Source organism: Enterococcus sp. DIV1537a, from assembly GCF_051712085.1.
In the GTDB taxonomy this organism is placed as follows: Bacteria; Bacillota; Bacilli; order Lactobacillales; family Enterococcaceae; genus Enterococcus; species Enterococcus faecalis.
Genome location: NZ_JBIOOE010000001.1, coordinates 452,796 through 469,025, shown reverse-complemented (window position 1 = coordinate 469,025; position 16,230 = coordinate 452,796). Strand labels below are relative to the sequence as shown.

The 16,230-nt window shown below is 36.3% G+C and carries 14 protein-coding genes; 3 read left to right on the top strand and 11 right to left on the bottom strand.

Translation table 11 applies throughout. The features are described from left to right. Window positions 1-9 precede the first annotated feature (9 nt). The 6 genes from IGJ41_RS02440 to IGJ41_RS02415 all read right to left on the bottom strand — a co-directional run bounded on the left by IGJ41_RS02440 (window position 10) and on the right by IGJ41_RS02415 (window position 7,162). Window positions 10-954, bottom strand: a complete 945-nt coding sequence (locus IGJ41_RS02440) for a 3'-5' exoribonuclease YhaM family protein (RefSeq protein WP_002355522.1) — start codon at window positions 952-954, stop codon at window positions 10-12. After that, window positions 951-3,662, bottom strand: coding sequence for an ATP-binding protein (locus IGJ41_RS02435; RefSeq protein WP_173963805.1), 2,712 nt, complete (start codon window positions 3,660-3,662; stop codon window positions 951-953). Before IGJ41_RS02435 ends, IGJ41_RS02440 begins: the two co-directional genes overlap by 4 nt. Continuing rightward, the gene (locus IGJ41_RS02430) at window positions 3,659-4,894 is read right to left on the bottom strand and encodes a DNA repair exonuclease (protein WP_153854115.1); all 1,236 of its coding nucleotides are present in this window, start codon (window positions 4,892-4,894) and stop codon (window positions 3,659-3,661) included. Before IGJ41_RS02430 ends, IGJ41_RS02435 begins: the two co-directional genes overlap by 4 nt. A 273-nt stretch (window positions 4,895-5,167) precedes the next feature. After that, on the bottom strand, window positions 5,168-5,668 hold the full coding sequence (locus IGJ41_RS02425; RefSeq protein WP_086281282.1) for a S24/S26 family peptidase: 501 nt from the start codon (window positions 5,666-5,668) through the stop codon (window positions 5,168-5,170). Next, the gene (locus IGJ41_RS02420) at window positions 5,665-5,937 is read right to left on the bottom strand and encodes a hypothetical protein (RefSeq protein WP_002368006.1); all 273 of its coding nucleotides are present in this window, start codon (window positions 5,935-5,937) and stop codon (window positions 5,665-5,667) included. Before IGJ41_RS02420 ends, IGJ41_RS02425 begins: the two co-directional genes overlap by 4 nt. Next, a complete protein-coding gene (locus tag IGJ41_RS02415; RefSeq protein ID WP_010774499.1) occupies window positions 5,930-7,162 on the bottom strand; it encodes a radical SAM/SPASM domain-containing protein in 1,233 nt (410 codons plus the stop codon). Before IGJ41_RS02415 ends, IGJ41_RS02420 begins: the two co-directional genes overlap by 8 nt. A gap of 429 nt (window positions 7,163-7,591) precedes the next feature. On the opposite strand from IGJ41_RS02415, the gene IGJ41_RS02410 reads away from it, so the two are divergent. After that, a complete protein-coding gene (locus IGJ41_RS02410; protein WP_033624304.1) occupies window positions 7,592-9,154 on the top strand; it encodes an ATP-binding cassette domain-containing protein in 1,563 nt (520 codons plus the stop codon). Between the two features lie 15 nt (window positions 9,155-9,169). After that, window positions 9,170-9,628, top strand: a complete 459-nt coding sequence (locus tag IGJ41_RS02405) for a helix-turn-helix domain-containing protein (RefSeq protein WP_002368000.1) — start codon at window positions 9,170-9,172, stop codon at window positions 9,626-9,628. Window positions 9,629-9,696: 68 nt separating this feature from the next. Here the strand turns inward: IGJ41_RS02405 and IGJ41_RS02400 are convergent, their stop codons facing one another. Together IGJ41_RS02400 and IGJ41_RS02395 are read right to left on the bottom strand one after the other, a co-directional pair. Further along, a complete protein-coding gene (locus tag IGJ41_RS02400; protein ID WP_231437669.1) occupies window positions 9,697-10,038 on the bottom strand; it encodes a YlbF family regulator in 342 nt (113 codons plus the stop codon). 62 nt (window positions 10,039-10,100) lie between these two features. Next, window positions 10,101-12,287 (bottom strand): PBP1A family penicillin-binding protein, encoded by a 2,187-nt coding sequence (locus tag IGJ41_RS02395; protein ID WP_104855962.1) that lies wholly within the window; start codon window positions 12,285-12,287, stop codon window positions 10,101-10,103. Window positions 12,288-12,629: 342 nt separating this feature from the next. Between IGJ41_RS02395 and IGJ41_RS02390 the strand changes: the two genes are divergently transcribed. Then, window positions 12,630-13,493 (top strand): RluA family pseudouridine synthase, encoded by an 864-nt coding sequence (locus tag IGJ41_RS02390; protein WP_308660018.1) that lies wholly within the window; start codon window positions 12,630-12,632, stop codon window positions 13,491-13,493. Window positions 13,494-13,616: 123 nt separating this feature from the next. Here the strand turns inward: IGJ41_RS02390 and IGJ41_RS02385 are convergent, their stop codons facing one another. The 3 genes from IGJ41_RS02385 to argR are packed head-to-tail and all read right to left on the bottom strand — an operon-like array spanning window position 13,617 to window position 16,193. Beyond that, on the bottom strand, window positions 13,617-14,171 hold the full coding sequence (locus tag IGJ41_RS02385) for a GNAT family N-acetyltransferase (RefSeq protein ID WP_002398141.1): 555 nt from the start codon (window positions 14,169-14,171) through the stop codon (window positions 13,617-13,619). A 23-nt stretch (window positions 14,172-14,194) separates the two neighbouring features. Beyond that, window positions 14,195-15,703 (bottom strand): phosphoglucomutase, encoded by a 1,509-nt coding sequence (locus IGJ41_RS02380; RefSeq protein WP_010711998.1) that lies wholly within the window; start codon window positions 15,701-15,703, stop codon window positions 14,195-14,197. Window positions 15,704-15,737: 34 nt separating this feature from the next. After that, the gene (argR, locus tag IGJ41_RS02375; RefSeq protein ID WP_002355509.1) at window positions 15,738-16,193 is read right to left on the bottom strand and encodes an arginine repressor; all 456 of its coding nucleotides are present in this window, start codon (window positions 16,191-16,193) and stop codon (window positions 15,738-15,740) included. Between the last annotated feature and the right edge of the window lie 37 nt (window positions 16,194-16,230).

Below are 16,230 nucleotides of genomic sequence, written 5' to 3'. Positions count from 1 at the left end.
TCCCTTTTTTTATTTATCTTTTGGAACATAGAAACTGCGGTTATCTAAACCAAAGATTCGTTCCGTATACTCCCCAGGCTGTGTTTGACGAATTGCCCCTAGCATCATTTGAATGGACGCATCCATGGTATCAATTTGATGTAAGATTTCCGCTTCCATAATTCTTGGTCGCACAGGTGAGCCATATTCCAACAATCCATGGTGGGCTAAGACCATGTGCCGAAGAACGACAACGTCTTCTTCTCGATCATCAATTTTCAAAGCCAAACACGCCTTGGTAATTTCCTCATCCACCAAAACTAAATGACCAATTAAGTTCCCTGCCACCGTATATTCTGTCGTAATAGCACCAGATAATTCTAAAACTTTTCCTAAGTCATGTAAAATAATCCCCGCGTATAATAGTGACGTGTTAATTTCAGGATATTCCTTAGCAATTGCTTTGCCTAGGCGCAACATTGAGACAGTGTGGTAAGCTAAGCCATTCGCAAAAGCATGATGGTTCCGTTTGGCTGCAGGAAATTCATAAAATTCTTGTTGGTATTTCGTCATGAGATAGCGCACAATACGATTCCAATGAGCATTGGTAATTTCAAAAATCACTTGATTGATTTCCTCGACCATCTCTTCTTTTTTCAAAGGCGCTCGTTCCATATATAAACTTGGCTGGCTTGGTTCCTCTGCTGTCGCTAAACGCATGTGTAAAATTTTTACTTGGGGTTTATTTTGATAAACTTCTCGTTTCCCATTCAGTAAAACAACGTTTCCCGCAGTAAATCGTGTAATTTCATCCTCAGAGGCGTCCCAATATTTTCCGTCAATCGTACCAGATGTATCTTGAAAGGTAAAGGCAATAAACTTTTTCCCATTTTTAGCTACACGCACATCGGCATTTTTAATTAGAACAAATGATTCAAAAAGTTCTTCTACTGTTAATTCACGTAATTTTTTCACTTGACGCTTCCTCCTTCTAACGCAATTACTCTTTGTTGTAAGTCCTGATAATAGCTTACCATTTCTTGGTCAGAAGAAAAACAAATGACTTGCTGTTTTTGACCAAATTTAGTAAATAATTCAGCTAATTGGGCTTTTCTTTGATGATCATAGTGTAACCAGCCATCATCAATGATAATTGGACAAATCAGTTGCTCGCCTTGGACTGCTAAAAAGGCAAAACGAACAGCCATCATCAATTGATCTTTAGTGCCAGTTGATAATTCATGTAAATAAAACATTTCTTGTTCTTTCGTCAACGCAACTAGTTGACCTTCGGCTACTTGGATTGATTGATAACGCTGATTTGTTAAAAGTGCAAAGTAGCTTGATGCATACTGTAATAAGCTGGGCAATTGTTGTTCCGAAAGCTCTGTTAATAGGTCCATTAACAGTTGTCCCGCTAGTTGATACCCAGACCAACGTTGAGCTAGTTCTTTGATTTCCGCTTTTAAAATTGCTTGTCGTTGATACAACTCATCTAAGGTACCATCCGTCATTAATTGTTGTTTTTCATAAATCAACGCTTGATACTGTTCTTGTATTTTATTTAACTGACTTTCTTCCAGTGCTTGTTGCTGCGCCAGTTGTAAAGAACGGTCTTTTAACGTTGCTTCTGTTACCGCTTCTGGAAACAGATTGCCTAATTGTGTCGCTAATTCTTGCCCACGACCAACTTGAGCTTGCTGAGTGGTCAGCTGTTGAATCCTACTTGGAACATCAGCGATTGATAGAATCCGATAACGAATTAGTAAAGGCTGAATTCGTGTTAATGCTTCTTGCTGTTTAGTTTTCAACTCTCGTAACTGCTGTTTGAGATAGCCATCTGCTTGATACTCTTGAGCAAAGCGAACCTTCTCCATTTCTTCAGCAAATCCTTCTAAAAAGTGTAACTTTTCGGAAAGGCTCTTTCCTTGCAAGGGTAAATGCGTCATCAATGGGAAGACTTGTTCTTCAAATCCTTGGCGTTTTTGTTGATTTTCCTTCAATTGACTCATGAGTTCTTCATTTGTTTGAACAAGCAATAAATAGCGCGTAATCAATTCCCGCTGATTCATTAAAGTATCAATTTGATTCATTTTTCCTAATTGATGGACTTGGGCTTGCTCCGCTACTGCTTGTTCAAGTTGTTCCACTTGCAGTTGTGCCTCACGTTCTTGATTCAGCGCTTGTTGGAACTGTTCATTTAAATAATCTAGTTGCGAAAGTTTCGTCTGCCACTCTTCTTTCACTTCATCAGAGGAAGCTTCTTTTCTAGTGGCGTAGCTAAGCACTTCTTTTGCGATAAGACTAACTCCCACGAGAACTAGGCCCCATTTTAAAGGGCTCGGCAAAAAGAAACCGAGTAATGCAAGGATACTTCCTAGCAATAACCAAAGTGGTTGACTTGTTTTCTGCGCTTTTTGGGCACGCGTCGCTTCACCAAAAAATGCGGCATGCTCTTTTTCAAAATCCGTTAACTGGTCTTCCAGATTTTCAATTTGAGAAGCCAAGAATGCTTTCTGTTCTTGTCCTTTTTGAAGAGCTTGCGTATACGCAACTTGTTGTTGGCGCCACTTTTGAACGGTTTCGTTGTCATAAAAAAGCTGTGGTGGTCGTTCAGGCGACCATGACCATTCGTTCTCTAAAAGGACCATTTCTTGACGATTTTGATCAAAGGTTTGGGTCATCCATTCCGATTCCGTCATCAATTGTTGCATATCATAGCGTTGATTCAACAATTGTTGAATCAATGCTTCTTGTTCTAGGTAAAAAGCATAGCCTTCTGGAACATCGAGCGCTTCTGACTGAAGAGATAACTCTTTGGTCAAACGTTGTCGTTCTTTATCTAGGTACATATATTCTTGAAAGGTTTCTTCTAATTGAACTTGGTCTTCTTTTACTAAAACAACGTTCTCTGTTTCTTCAGGTAGCGACTGCCATTCTTCGTACAAGGGAAAGTGACGTTGCTGTTCCGCAACCTGTAACAAGTCCTGTTGCGTTTCTTTTAATTGCTGTTGCAGTGTCACTCGCTGTTGTTCTGTTTCGCGAATCGTTTCTTCTAATTGTTGAAAAGTTTGTTGCTGCGCTTCTTTCTCTTGAATTTGCTCTTTTAGTTCTTGATAAGCCGCCAACTTCTGATTGAGTAATGGCTGCTGCCCTTTGCCTTTAAAGATTTTTTGTGCTTCTTTAAAGTACGCATTTCGGTAAGTCAAAAGTTGTTGACTACCAGAAACACCAATGGCTAACAAGGATGTTTGCAGTTCCTCTTCTGTCAACTTGTCACTCGTAATTAATTGTTCTTGTTGGAAAGTAAAAACCTCTTGAAATAACTTTTTCGTTAGCGGATGTAACATTTGCTGTAAGGTTTTTTCATCCCCCATTTGTTGTTGATAATAAATGATTGCTTGCCCTTTATTTTTTTCTTTAAAACGCTCGACTTGAACTTCCCCAAACACAGGATGTGCCAACCACAAACGACCACCATACGAGCCACCATTTTTAGGTGCGTAATCGCGTTTTCTTTTGCCCTTTGTGGGAAACCCAAACAGCATTGCTTGAATGAATTGATACAATGTGGACTTGCCAACTTCATTTGCGCCGTACAGCAATTGATTACCAGATTCAAATGTAATTTTCTGTTGTTGCCATTTTCCAAAGCCCACAATCTCTACTGCAAGTAATTTCATAGTGGGTCCTCCTGAATAGTAAAGTCTTCATTAATTTGCTCATGTGCTAGGCGCAAGCTCTCTAATCGCCACTGCTCATCCATTGAAAAAATTCCAGCAAATTCTGGATAACGTAACAATTCCTTGGTGGTATCTTCAAAAATAACTGGATCTAAGTATGTTTTTTCTAATGCCGTTAATAAATTGGGACTAGCGACTAAATAGATCGGTTCTTTCGTTGGTTCCTCTGCTTGCAATATTAGGCGATAAACAAAAAAATCACCTTGCGTTTTTTGTAAAAGCTGCTGCTGTAAGTAGCTTAATAGTTCACCATTGACAATGGCTTGCACCACGGTCACATCCAAATGTTGCGTTTCTTTCAGTGTCAACGCCATCAATTGCTGTTGCTGATGCGCATGCCATTTCGTCAGCAAACTGGTTTCAAGATAAGACAAAACGCTTTGGGTGTCACGGCATTGCGCAAGAGATACTTCTTCATTCGTCCAATCTATTTCTGCGACTTTTTCAAATTGAACAGTCGCTTGATTTTGGGAAAGTGTGACCACTGCAACCCCTTGTAAAGACTGTTCTTTTTTCGTGTGCCCTTGAGGTGTTCCAGGATAAACAATTAGCGGTTGTTCACTAACAATTTGCGGCTGATGAATGTGGCCCAATGCCCAATAATTATAGCCAGTGGCTTTTAAATCCTTCCATGTAAACGGAGCATAATTTTGTTGCGCTTTCCGACTGGTGTCTCCATGATAAATCCCAATATGAATATCAGATTCTGCTTGTTTGATAGGAAATTCTAGTGCTTTATTTTCATCAATCCAGGGATGCTCATAACTAAACCCCGAAACAGCCACTTGTTCGCCCGCTCTCGTTTCAAAATACAGTGTCTCAACCATTTCTTTTTCAAATAAAAAAACATTGTCTGGAAAAGAAAACCAATAGCGGTCTTTTTTATAGTAATCATGATTCCCAAATGTTAGAATCACAGGGATTTCTGCTTGTTTCAACTGTTCTAATGCAGCCATCAATTGGGCTTGCATTGAAATAGAGGTCTGACTTTGATGAAACGTATCTCCTGCAAAAATAACCAAGTCCACCGCTTCTCGAATGGCAACTGTTACGATATTCATTAACAATTGTTGATTAGCTTCTCTTAAGCGCTTCGCTAAGGCTGTCGGGATCCCAGTTAACCCTTCAAAAGACCGATCCATGTGTAAATCAGCTGTATGCAATAGTTTCATCGTTTCCCCTCCTTTTCTCCTCCCTTTATCATATCATTTTCTGCCAGCTTGGTCAGTAAAAACATACGAAAATTTGTTCGTTTTTTCAATAAAAAAAGAATCAGGTTAACTGATTCTGTCGAAAAAGCAAGTATTTAGATTGTCCGTTTCTTCTTATATTCATAAAAGTAAAATAGCTATAATTGGTAAGAATAATAAGTGAAAATTTTTATAAATGATTTCAAATTTAGGATTACTCTAAAAACAGGTACTAAAGTAGTCCTTTCTATAAGTTCAAATACTGAATATTGAATCAAATTTATTAAAAAAATCATTTTGATTTTTAGGTAAATTATTACTTAAATATCTATAATAAATACAGGATTCTTCTGAATCAACAGGTACCTCAAAGTTCACCAAATTTTCTAAATGTATCTCTCTCAATAGATTTTTAGAAAGAACCAAGATATTAAAATTGTCACTAATTTTTTCATTACTATATATTGCTCTTATTTTTATCTTCTCTTTCACGTAGCTGTTATCCGCCTGATCCTCTATCACGCCTACAATTGAATTAGTTCTTACAGGGGGATCAAAATATTTAAAATTATCTCCTTTACATATGGCTAGACCTTCTCCTATACTGACTACTCTATGTGCAAAAAAGTTGTTGTATAGACTTTTTATTACAACAATTTTACCTGTACTTATTTCAAAGTTACTACATTGTGCTATTAAAATATCTCCCTCTTTATATGTTGGCAACATAGATACTCCTTCTGCAACAAACCTCATTGCCTCATCACCACCACATCATATTTCAATAGCTCTTCTATAAATGCCTTAATTTGTTCTCTTACTATATACATATTTTGATTATCTGTATCAAATTCTTTAGATAACCTAGACACAGCTTCATCAATATTCTTAAATTTTTTAGCTTCGATTCTATGAAAAATAAATATTGAAGTTTTATCTTCAAGCATAAAGCCATCCTCATTTAATGATATAACTAAAAACTCTCCTTTGTCTTCATAATTAATTTTTTCATTAATACTAAGCATGCTCTTTACCTCCATATACAAATTGATACATTTGTTCCAAAATCATTCCTTTGATTATTTTGCATTCCTCATTATTGATTACATTCGAAGAATCATCCTTTGACTTTGAATAATAATGATTTGCTCTACACGAGCCTCCACAAAGCAGTTTGAATGAACAATTTTTACATGGCTCCATGCCAAGGGACGAATAAGAGAAGTGATCAATTTTTTTATTCTTAAAAATATAGTCTAGCGGTTCGGCTCTAACATTCCCTAAGTAAAAATCTTTCTGATCCAATAACTTACAAGTATAGACATTTCCCATGGGATCAATTGAAAATTCTCCGATACCTTGACCACAATGAACTTTAATTGTAAATGGATTTAAAGCTTTCTTGTATTTCATCGCAATCCGATCAATCTCTTTTCTTTCATCTTTTGTAAGAGAAATATCGTCAAATCCTCTACCCAATTTACAAAAAGTTCCAATATTTAAGTTTATTTTATGAGATTTTGCAAAGGTAACCATTGTATCAATGTCAGCAATATTATTTTTAGTAATTGTTTGATTAATGGCTAAATTTTTAAAGTTAAGTTTTATTAGATTCTCTAAAGCCTTTGTAGCAACTTTAAAGCATCCTCTTCCTCTATTGTCATCATTGTTATTTTCATTTAAAGAGTCTAAACTGATTGTAATTTTGTAACAACGTTCAGATAAAAACTTAGCTTGTTTGATGTTATAGGCTACTCTACCATTGGATATTAAGTTGCAGATAAATCCTTTTTTATATGCATTATCTAATATCTTATAGAAGTTCTTTTTTAAACCAACTTCTCCACCTGTAAAAACAATTTTTTTTACTCCAGCTACCTTTAACTGTTTAAAAATCTTATCATACTCTTCGTAATCTAATTCTCTACGTAGCTTTTTACCTGGACCTGCTTCAGCATAACAATAGGTACATTTTAAATTACATTCTTCGGTTACAACAATATATACCGTGCGTGGAATAGAGAAATTTTCTATTAATTTATGAAAATTCTCATCTACTTCCAAGTCAGTGAAATCAAAGATTCTATACAATTCTATTTTTCTTAATAAGTCTTTTGAGATATCATGTCTATCTCTAGTTTTTAGATATTTTTCGAGAATAGGAAGTTCATTTTCTTCTATACCAATCCAACTACTAATAATTGGATTATGTACTATAACCTTGTTTCTATAAAAATAAAATTTTAACAAAAATTATCCTTCCCTTCTTTGTATACCTGAGAGCATTTAAACTTAAGCGTACATTATTAATTAAAGTTAGAAAATTTAAGGAGCTAAGATTTATCGTTTCGTAATATTAAATGAAAAATTTGATTAAGTTACATTTCTTTATTCAAAATTGTTTTTTAAGTTCCAGTACCTACAAGGATTCCACACATACAGCCTAATTGAATTGTTTTGCCAATTTTTTTCAATTCTGGTTTATTAAATTTCATAGAAAATTCCTCCTCTCCTAAATAATCAGCTCCTTAAATATATTTCAAATAATACATGTTTTTCCTCATAAGGTCAAATATTTTCCTCTTTATTCAATATAATTTAGGAAAAACAGCGAAAATATTGATATCTATTATGAAATTATATACAATGTGTTTAAGTACGAAAGGGGAGTTGCAAATCATGGAAAAGATTATGAAAAAAAATAAAAAATTTGTTTTTCTAGTTAGTTTGACTGCTATAGTCACCACATTAACCTCTTTAATTGCACCAATTATCATTCAATATCTAACAAATAAAAAAAACCTTAATTCACAGGCAATGATCTATATTTTCTTAGCCATGTTATTGTCTTTAGTAATACAATTAGTTATCATGGTTTATAAAGAAAATTTTGCTGCAAGATTCAATTCCAATTACTTATTTACTCTAATTAATAAAATGATACACCTTAAGTATGACTCTTACATTACTCTTGAACCAACCTATTTGATTAATCGTATTTTTAGTGCTGTGGATGCACTTTATTTATTTTTGATATCTAGCTTCAGTGTGACAATTAAATCAATTTTCACTATCCTTTTATCTTTACTTATGGTCAGTTATCTTTCTATTGAAATTGTTTTATTCATGATTTTATTGATTCCTTTAAACTATTTTGGATTTAAGTATATAAATAAAAAATTAAAAGTTCGAATGGAAAACATGCAAAAAAATGCAGCTGTTGCAAACAAAAATTTAATTTCTACGTTATCAAATCAAGATGCTGTTAAAGCCGGTATTTCAGCTGAAATATTAGAAAATTTACTCTACGAAAAAATCAATTTAATGTATCAATCCGTAGCTAGTACTAATAAATTCGCTCAAAGCACTAGTAGTATTGTTTCTTTTATTAATCAAAGTTTCCAAACTTTTGTTTATATTCGAACAAGTATGTTAATTGCGGCAGATAACTTGCCCATTTCCAGTCTAATTATATTAAGTATCCTTTTGCCTTTGTTTTTTTCCTCTTTGAGTGAATTATCTAAAGTTACTATCGATTTAAATACTTTAACAACAGCAAATACATTTATAAAAGATAGTTTAGACAAAAATATAGAAAGAGATGGTGACATAGATATAGATGCTATTGCAAGCATCCAGTTATTTTTTCCAACATTCGAGATAGACGGCAACCAATTTCAATACAGGATCCAAGAAAACCTACAAAATGGGGATCGAGTTTATTTAACGGGAAAATCTGGAAGTGGTAAATCATCTTTATTAAAACTATTACTAAAGTTTCGAGAATCATCAGGAATTATGATTAACGATTTACCAATCAATGCAATAAATAATAAAAGCTTGAGAAACAAAATTGCCTATTTGGCGCAAGAACCAACAATACTCACAGAAACTTTAGAAAAAAATATTGGTATGGGAACGCCTCTATCCTATGAACAAAAACAACTTATTTTAAATACAGGCATTCTTAATCCTATTTTGAAAACTAAGGACTGGGAAACTGTTTTAACTGAAAACGGCAGTAATTTATCTGGTGGAGAAAAACAAAGAATTGCAGTCGCAAGACTTATTTTAGCGGATGCCGATGTTTATATTTTAGACGAGAGTACCAGTAATATTGACGAAGAATCCAGTCAAGCAATCTTTGAAACATTATTAGAATGTGTCAAAGATAAAATATTCATCTTTACCTCTCATGATAAAAAAAATAGTCAATACGCTAATAAAATTATAAATATTTAAAGGAGACTTCTAAATATGTTGTCTGTAGAACAATTGGCCCAAGAATTAAATGTGACCACAAGAACCATTCGGAATTATTTGAAAGAAGGGAAAATAAAAGGAACAAAAATTGGTGGACAATGGCGTTTCTCAGAACGAGATATTTATGATTTTTTAGGAAAATCAGATGATATCATTGTAAAGAACACCGCTATCGAATCTTATGTGAAAGATGTTCCACAAAACAATGAAGGTCTTGTAACATTGACTTTCTCACTTAACACAGAAAGTGATATTGAATTCGTTAAAAATAAAATACTAAAACATTTCAACTCTGTTTACGGTAGCAATCAGCAAAACAAAAGTTTTGAATATCAGCTTTTGCCTAGAAACCTTGTTAGAATTACCTTAATTGGCCCTCATGCTTACATTTTAAATTTTGGAAACTGGCTAACAAACTTTATAGAATTATCGATTCAAAATTACCAAGAGTAGCTAGCTATTCATAAAATTAAATAATAAGAAAACCCCAGAGAAGCAAGTGCTTCTCTGGGGTTTTCTTATTAATCGTTATACATATCACGCACAGGAGTCATGATAATTCGGTTTAAATCATTGACAACTAAGCTAAACGCTTGTTCTTTTTGCATTAATTCGTTGATAACTGCTGTTTCTTGCACTTTCATTGCAATGCTTTGTGCTTTTTCAGCATCTTCATCCGTGAATTCTTCGCCGCGCATTTGTTTTTCTTGTAGTCCTTGTTGGAATCCTTGGAATTCTTTAAACAATGTGTAAGCTGCTTCGTCTGCTTTTACTTCTTCATACGCTGCTTGTAATGCTTTAAATTCGTCTAACTCACGTAGTTCACGTTCAATCTGATTGGCTGTATCATAAATGTTACTCAATGGAATCCCTCTTTTCTCAATAGTTTCATCTTTATTGTACCATTTCTCTTAAGTTTTCCCAACTAATTTCCTAATAAGCCTCCGAAAATTCCTTCAATCTTGTCTTTGACTTTTTTTGCGCCGTCTTTAATTTGTCCTCCAACTTCATTCAATGTATCTCCGAAATTGCTAGCGCCATCTTGAACAGAGTTTCCAAAGTCTTTTAAGTTATCTCGCCAATTAGAATTGGCACCACCGGTTAAACTATCGTTGCTATCAACAACTTTCCCACCTGTGGCATAAGCATCCGCGACAGGAAATTGTGCTTGTTTGACTTGTGGCAAGATGCCACTGGCTTGACTGTTGAACACCTGAGAGGCATACGTAGCGCTACTGCCTTCCAGATAATGGGTTTTACTGGTTTCTTGGAAGCCTAACCAAGTAGCAATGACAACTTCTGGTGTATAACCAATCACCCACTGATCGTTCGTTTTACTACTATCGAAGTTGGTTTCTGTCGTACCTGTTTTACCAGCCATTACGTAGCCTGCTGGTTGTGCGTTGACCCCGCTCCCAGAACTAAAGACCCCTAGTAACATACTTGTAATCCCGTCTGCAACATCTTTGGTAATGACTTGTTCTTTCTTGACTTTAGTATTATCAACTACAATTGCGCCAGTTGAGTCGACGATTTTTGTAATTAAATGCGTTTCAGTTTTATAGCCTTCATTGGCAAAGGCACTATAAGCTCCCGCCATAGTTAGTGGCGAAACACCCGTTTGTAATCCCCCAAGTGCTAAACCATAATATCGATCTTTTTCTGATAATGGAATGCCAAATTTCTCTGTTTTTTCATAGCCTTTATCTAAACCAATTTGATGTAATAACCATACCGCTGGTAAATTTAAGCTTTCTCCTAAGGCTTGGTACATAGGAACTTCTCCACTGTACGTGCGGCTATAGTTTTGCGCTGGATAGTAATCTTGTGGTTTATCTTCTAAAACAGAGTCTGGTTTATAGCCAGCCTCTAAAGCTGGTGTATAGACAGAAATTGGTTTTAAGGACGAGCCTGGTGAACGTTTTGTTTGCGTTGCAAAGTTAAAGCCTCGATAAACGTGTTCCCCTCGACCGCCCACCAGTGCTTGCACGCCGCCGGTTTTCGGATCAATGGCTACAGAACCACTCTGAACCATGGCACCATCTTCTGCATTGGGTGGAAATAGTGCATCATTTTTATAAGTTGCATCCATCGCATCTTGATACCCCTGATTTAAAGAAGTGTAAATCTTGTAGCCTTTATTTAAAATATCTTCTTCTTTAAATTTATAACGATTGACCGCTTCATCAATTACCGCATCAAAATAATATGGATATTTGTAACTATTTTCGTCGCCAACATAGGTGTCATTTAATAGACTCGCTAAGTTAACACTCGCTTCTTGATTGGCTTCTTCTTGAGATAGTTTTTTATTGTCAACCATTAGTTGTAAAACGGTATTCCGTCGCGCTGTGGCATTGTCAATGTAATCAATTGGATTATAGATTCCTGGCCCTTTTAACATACCTGCTAGCGTTGCGGCTTCCCCCACTGTCACTTGGGATGCATCCACGCCAAAATATTTACGAGCTGCATCTTGCACGCCCCAGACACCATTACCAAAATAAGAATTATTTAAATACATTGCTAAGATATCTTTTTTCGAATATTTCTTTTCGATTTCAATCGCTAAGAATAATTCTCTGGCTTTCCTATCTAACGTTTGCTCTTGCGTTAAGTAAGCATTTTTGGCTAATTGCTGCGTAATTGTACTTCCGCCACCACCGCCACCGATTTTCCCGAAGGTCAATTTTCCAACAACCGCACGGGCAATCCCTTTGATGGAATACCCTTTATGTTGATAAAACGCGCGATCTTCAGTTGAAATAACCGCATCTTGAATATAAGGAGAAATATTATCCAGTTCCACAAAAGTCCCTTTTTGCCCGAATAATTTTCCGACTTCCTCTCCTGATTCGTCATAAACGCGTGTTGATTCACTTAGCCCCGATTTTAGGGTCTCAACGTTTGCGGACTTGGCTAAGTAAAATAAATAAATACTGGCACCTAAAGCGACTACCAAACCAATTAACAAGAAAATTTTATTGATTTGATACTTTTTCCAAATCCGCTTTCTGGCTTGATGGAATTGTATTAAATAAGGCTTTATCCACGTCCAAAAATGACGTAATCCGACACCGACTTTACTAAAAAATTGTTTAAGATTGTCCATAGTACTCCCTCTATTTACGTTTCTTGGCTAAGTCTACCATATTCTTGTGGGTACGACCTAGGTCTAAAGCATGAAAAATTCTTGAAAAACAATTTCAATGGTCTTTTCGCTGTAGCAAAGGAAATATGGCCTTCACTAGAGGTAAATAATTGCTTACGCTTAGAAACGAGTCTTTATTTAGCCTCTATTCTATCATGCTTTTCTTCGTTTTTTATGTAAATTTGTTTAAGAATCTCTCAAGGAACTGCCTTTCTAACAAATTTCAGCTTTTTTTCCGTTCTGACTTGACCTTTTGAGTAGCTTTGTTACACTAAATAGCGAATCAGTGAAAGGTGGGATTTGGTGGAATATTCAATGAGATTACCTGAAAATTTTTCAACAATGACTGTAAAAGAACTATTAGAAAATGAGTGGCTAGTCCCTCGAAAAGTGCGCCATTTTTTACGCACGCGAAAAAATGTCAAAATCAACGGAGAAACAGCTGCTTTTCATTTTCCAGTCCAAGCTGGCGATTGTGTCACCTTAACGTTTGAAGAAACCGATTATGTGCGTCCCACTATTCATTTGGGGGAAGCAACGCGTGTGAAGGTTTTATATGAAGACGAACATTTAATGATTGTAAATAAACCTTATGGCATTAAAACCCATCCAAATCAGCCACAGGAAACAGACACCTTGTTAAATCATGTTGCTGCCTATTTAGCCGAGAAAAATCAGGTCCCTTATGTCGTTCATCGATTAGATAAAGAAACCAGTGGTGCGATTGTCTTTGCTAAAAATCCTTTTGTCTTACCTATTTTAGGGCGTTTATTAGAAACAAAACAAATTTACCGTCAATATCAAGCGATTGCGGCTGGTCACTTTAACCAAAAAGAACAGACAATCAATCAGCCGATTGGTCGTGATCGGCATGATCGCCGGAAACGACGGATTGATCCTCAAAAAGGGGATTCAGCGATTACACATGTCCAAGTGGTCAAAGCTCTTTCTAATAATCAAACCGCAGTTACCTGTGTTTTAGAAACAGGTCGGACGCACCAAATTCGGGTCCATTTAGCTAGCGAAGGGCATCCAATTATTGGTGATCCGTTATACAACCCAAAATCGCAGGCAGCTCGTTTAATGCTCCATGCTTCAAAACTTCATTTACTCCATCCGTTTACAAAAAAACAAATCGTTGTGACTGCAGCGCCTGGCCTATGGTAAAAAAACAGAAGAAATCGAACGGTAACCGCCGATTTCTTCTGCTTTTTTATTTTACCGCACATTCACTGCTGAGAACGGCATATCTGCGTTTGCTTAGTGTCTTGGTGTTAAACAGTTCCTGAGCTAACTCTCAGCCTTAATCATTTGTAGCCACTCTTTTTGTAAAATTCCGTAATTGTAGATATCCAACCATTGGCCATCTTGAAATAACGCTTCTCTATCAATTCCTTCTTTTTTGAAGCCTACTTTTTCATAAACATGAATCGCTTTTTGATTGTTACTATTGACAGCTAATCTGATTTTGTGCAAGCCCAATTCATAAAAAGCAAATTTACAAATTAAAGACACCGCCTCAAAGCCATATCCTTGACCACGTTGCTCTTTTTGTAAAATAGCAATCCCTAAATTGGCCCCTCTATTTTTCAACTGTACATCAGACAACGAAACCCAACCAATAAATTCCTCTGTCGTATTTTCTAAAATAGCAAATAGAAATCGATCATCTTCTCCTTTATTAATTGTGAAATCTTTCCATTCTTCAAGCCCCCACGGATGTAAAGCATCCCAGCTCAAATGCCGAAGCAATTCATTATCCCATTGCTGTTTTGCAATATGTTCGATATATTCTTCTCTAAAATGAGAAAAGCCAACGTGTTTTCCTTTTAAAACATTTTCCATAAGAACACCTTTAATTTCCTAGATTATTTTTCTATTTGCTGACTATCTATTTCCTCGTATTTTTGTAAAAAAGTGGCAATTTTTTCGATGACACACGCATTTTTATCGCTTTGGTCATTCTCTACCTGAAGAACAAGCAACGGTTCATGCAGACTTAAGCGTAGTAAAAACCACCCACTGCCATATTGACCAGACACGTTTCCCCGAACACCTTCTTGGTTTTCACGGTCCACAGCAAAGTCTGCTTGATTTTCTACAAACAATTCAAAGTCTCGCAAGACTTGTTGCCCATAACAAGTAACATCCTCCGCAGTAATTTTGAAGCGAAATTCGTTGGTTTCTGCCGGTTGCTTCAACGTAGCAATCAGATCACCTAACGTTTGATTGTTTTGTTTCAATTCTGGTAACAACATTAAAATTTTCGCCACGACATATGCACCATCATCCAGATTGTAGTTTTCTTGAAACGCTGCATGACCACTGGTTTCAATGGCTAACGGTGTCTGAAAGCCCCCATGATTCAATTCAATCATTTTATTAATGACATTTCGGTAACCAGAAATATAACGAATCTGTTGGCCGCCTTTTTCTTCAATAAATGTTTTTAAATGACTTGAGGTTGGCGAATTTGTCACAATATAACTACCAGGCGCTTCTTTTAAAACGATTGCCGCTAAAACAGCAATTAAATTATTTCGGTTTAGTACCTCACCTGATTGGTCCACCACGGCCGAACGATCTACATCTGTATCAAAAATAATGCCCAAATCTGCCTGATTAGCTAAAACAGCTGTTTGAATACTTTTCATTGCTTCAGAATTATCTGGATTAGGTACATGATTAGGAAAATGCCCATCTGGTTCTAAAAACTGTGATCCCGTCGTATCAGCGCCCAAAACTTGAAGAACCTGCTCCGCAAAGAAGCCCCCAGCCCCATTACCCGCATCAACGATAATTCGAAAGCCCTGTAAAGGTTTCTCTTCGGGCGAATGAATTCCTTGGCGGATTTTTGCCACCAAATGTTCCGCATAAATTGGCAGTAACTCTTGCTTCATCAGTGTGCCATTTTCATTGGCTGTCAGCGGATCAGTATGAGATAAAATATACCGAATATCTTCTTTCTCTGCTCCACCTTCTGCTGTGAAGAACTTCAAGCCATTAAAGTAATAAGGCAAATGGCTAGCTGTAATCATAATCGCTGCATCACATTGAAGCGTTGGAAATTGAGTAGCCATAAACATAGCAGGCGTCGTAGCTAAACCAACGTCAATCACCTGAATACCTAATGAAAGAAACGTATCTACTAATGCTTGCTTAATCGGCTCCGCCGTTAGACGACTATCATGTCCGATTGCAATTGTCAGGCGCTGTTGTGCCTTTCGTGGCAGCTGTTTTTTGTCCTGTAACCAACGAACCACGCCCACCGCAATCTCGGCTACTGCTGTTGCGGTTAATGTTGCAGTTTGTTCTTCCGTATCCAAAGCAATTCCCCGAATATCCGAACCATTTTGTAGCGCTTTCAATTCTACCAAGAAAAAAAACTCCCTTCTATTGATGCTTTCAATTTTAAAAAATCATATTTTCGATGCGTTCGATAAAGTGTTCCGCATCCTCTTCTGAACGTGTAATCACAATAATCGTATCCGCACCAGCCACTGTACCCGCCACTTCTGGATAAGCTACTTCATCTAAAAAGTTACTCACCACATCGGCATTTCCCATCTCTGTATGCAAGATGACAATAAATTGTACTCGCTCCATTCGAACAACTGAATCTTTTACTGATTCTCGTAATTTCTCTTCACTGCTTGTGCCTTGTGCTTGAGAAAAAATTGCATATTTGACACGACCATCTGCACCATGTGTTTTAACAATACTCATTTCACGGATATCTCTTGAAACAGTCGCTTGAGTGGCTCGGACGCCAAGTTCTTCCAAACGAGTGATTAATTCATCTTGTGTTTCAATTTCTTGTTGCATAATTAATTGTTTAATCAAACGTTGACGTTCTGCTTTTTTCATATAGACCACTCCTCTCCATTCATTTCTTTTATTATAT

Coding starts and splice junctions, on each gene's coding strand:
- IGJ41_RS02425 (WP_086281282.1), bottom strand. CDS start 5,668: ATGAGGTTTGTTGCAGAAGGAGTATCTATGTTGCCAACATATAAAGAG.
- IGJ41_RS02395 (WP_104855962.1), bottom strand. CDS start 12,287: ATGGACAATCTTAAACAATTTTTTAGTAAAGTCGGTGTCGGATTACGT.
- IGJ41_RS02430 (WP_153854115.1), bottom strand. CDS start 4,894: ATGAAACTATTGCATACAGCTGATTTACACATGGATCGGTCTTTTGAA.
- IGJ41_RS02385 (WP_002398141.1), bottom strand. CDS start 14,171: ATGGAAAATGTTTTAAAAGGAAAACACGTTGGCTTTTCTCATTTTAGA.
- IGJ41_RS02410 (WP_033624304.1), top strand. CDS start 7,592: ATGGAAAAGATTATGAAAAAAAATAAAAAATTTGTTTTTCTAGTTAGT.
- IGJ41_RS02405 (WP_002368000.1), top strand. CDS start 9,170: ATGTTGTCTGTAGAACAATTGGCCCAAGAATTAAATGTGACCACAAGA.
- IGJ41_RS02435 (WP_173963805.1), bottom strand. CDS start 3,662: ATGAAATTACTTGCAGTAGAGATTGTGGGCTTTGGAAAATGGCAACAA.
- argR (WP_002355509.1), bottom strand. CDS start 16,193: ATGAAAAAAGCAGAACGTCAACGTTTGATTAAACAATTAATTATGCAA.
- IGJ41_RS02420 (WP_002368006.1), bottom strand. CDS start 5,937: ATGCTTAGTATTAATGAAAAAATTAATTATGAAGACAAAGGAGAGTTT.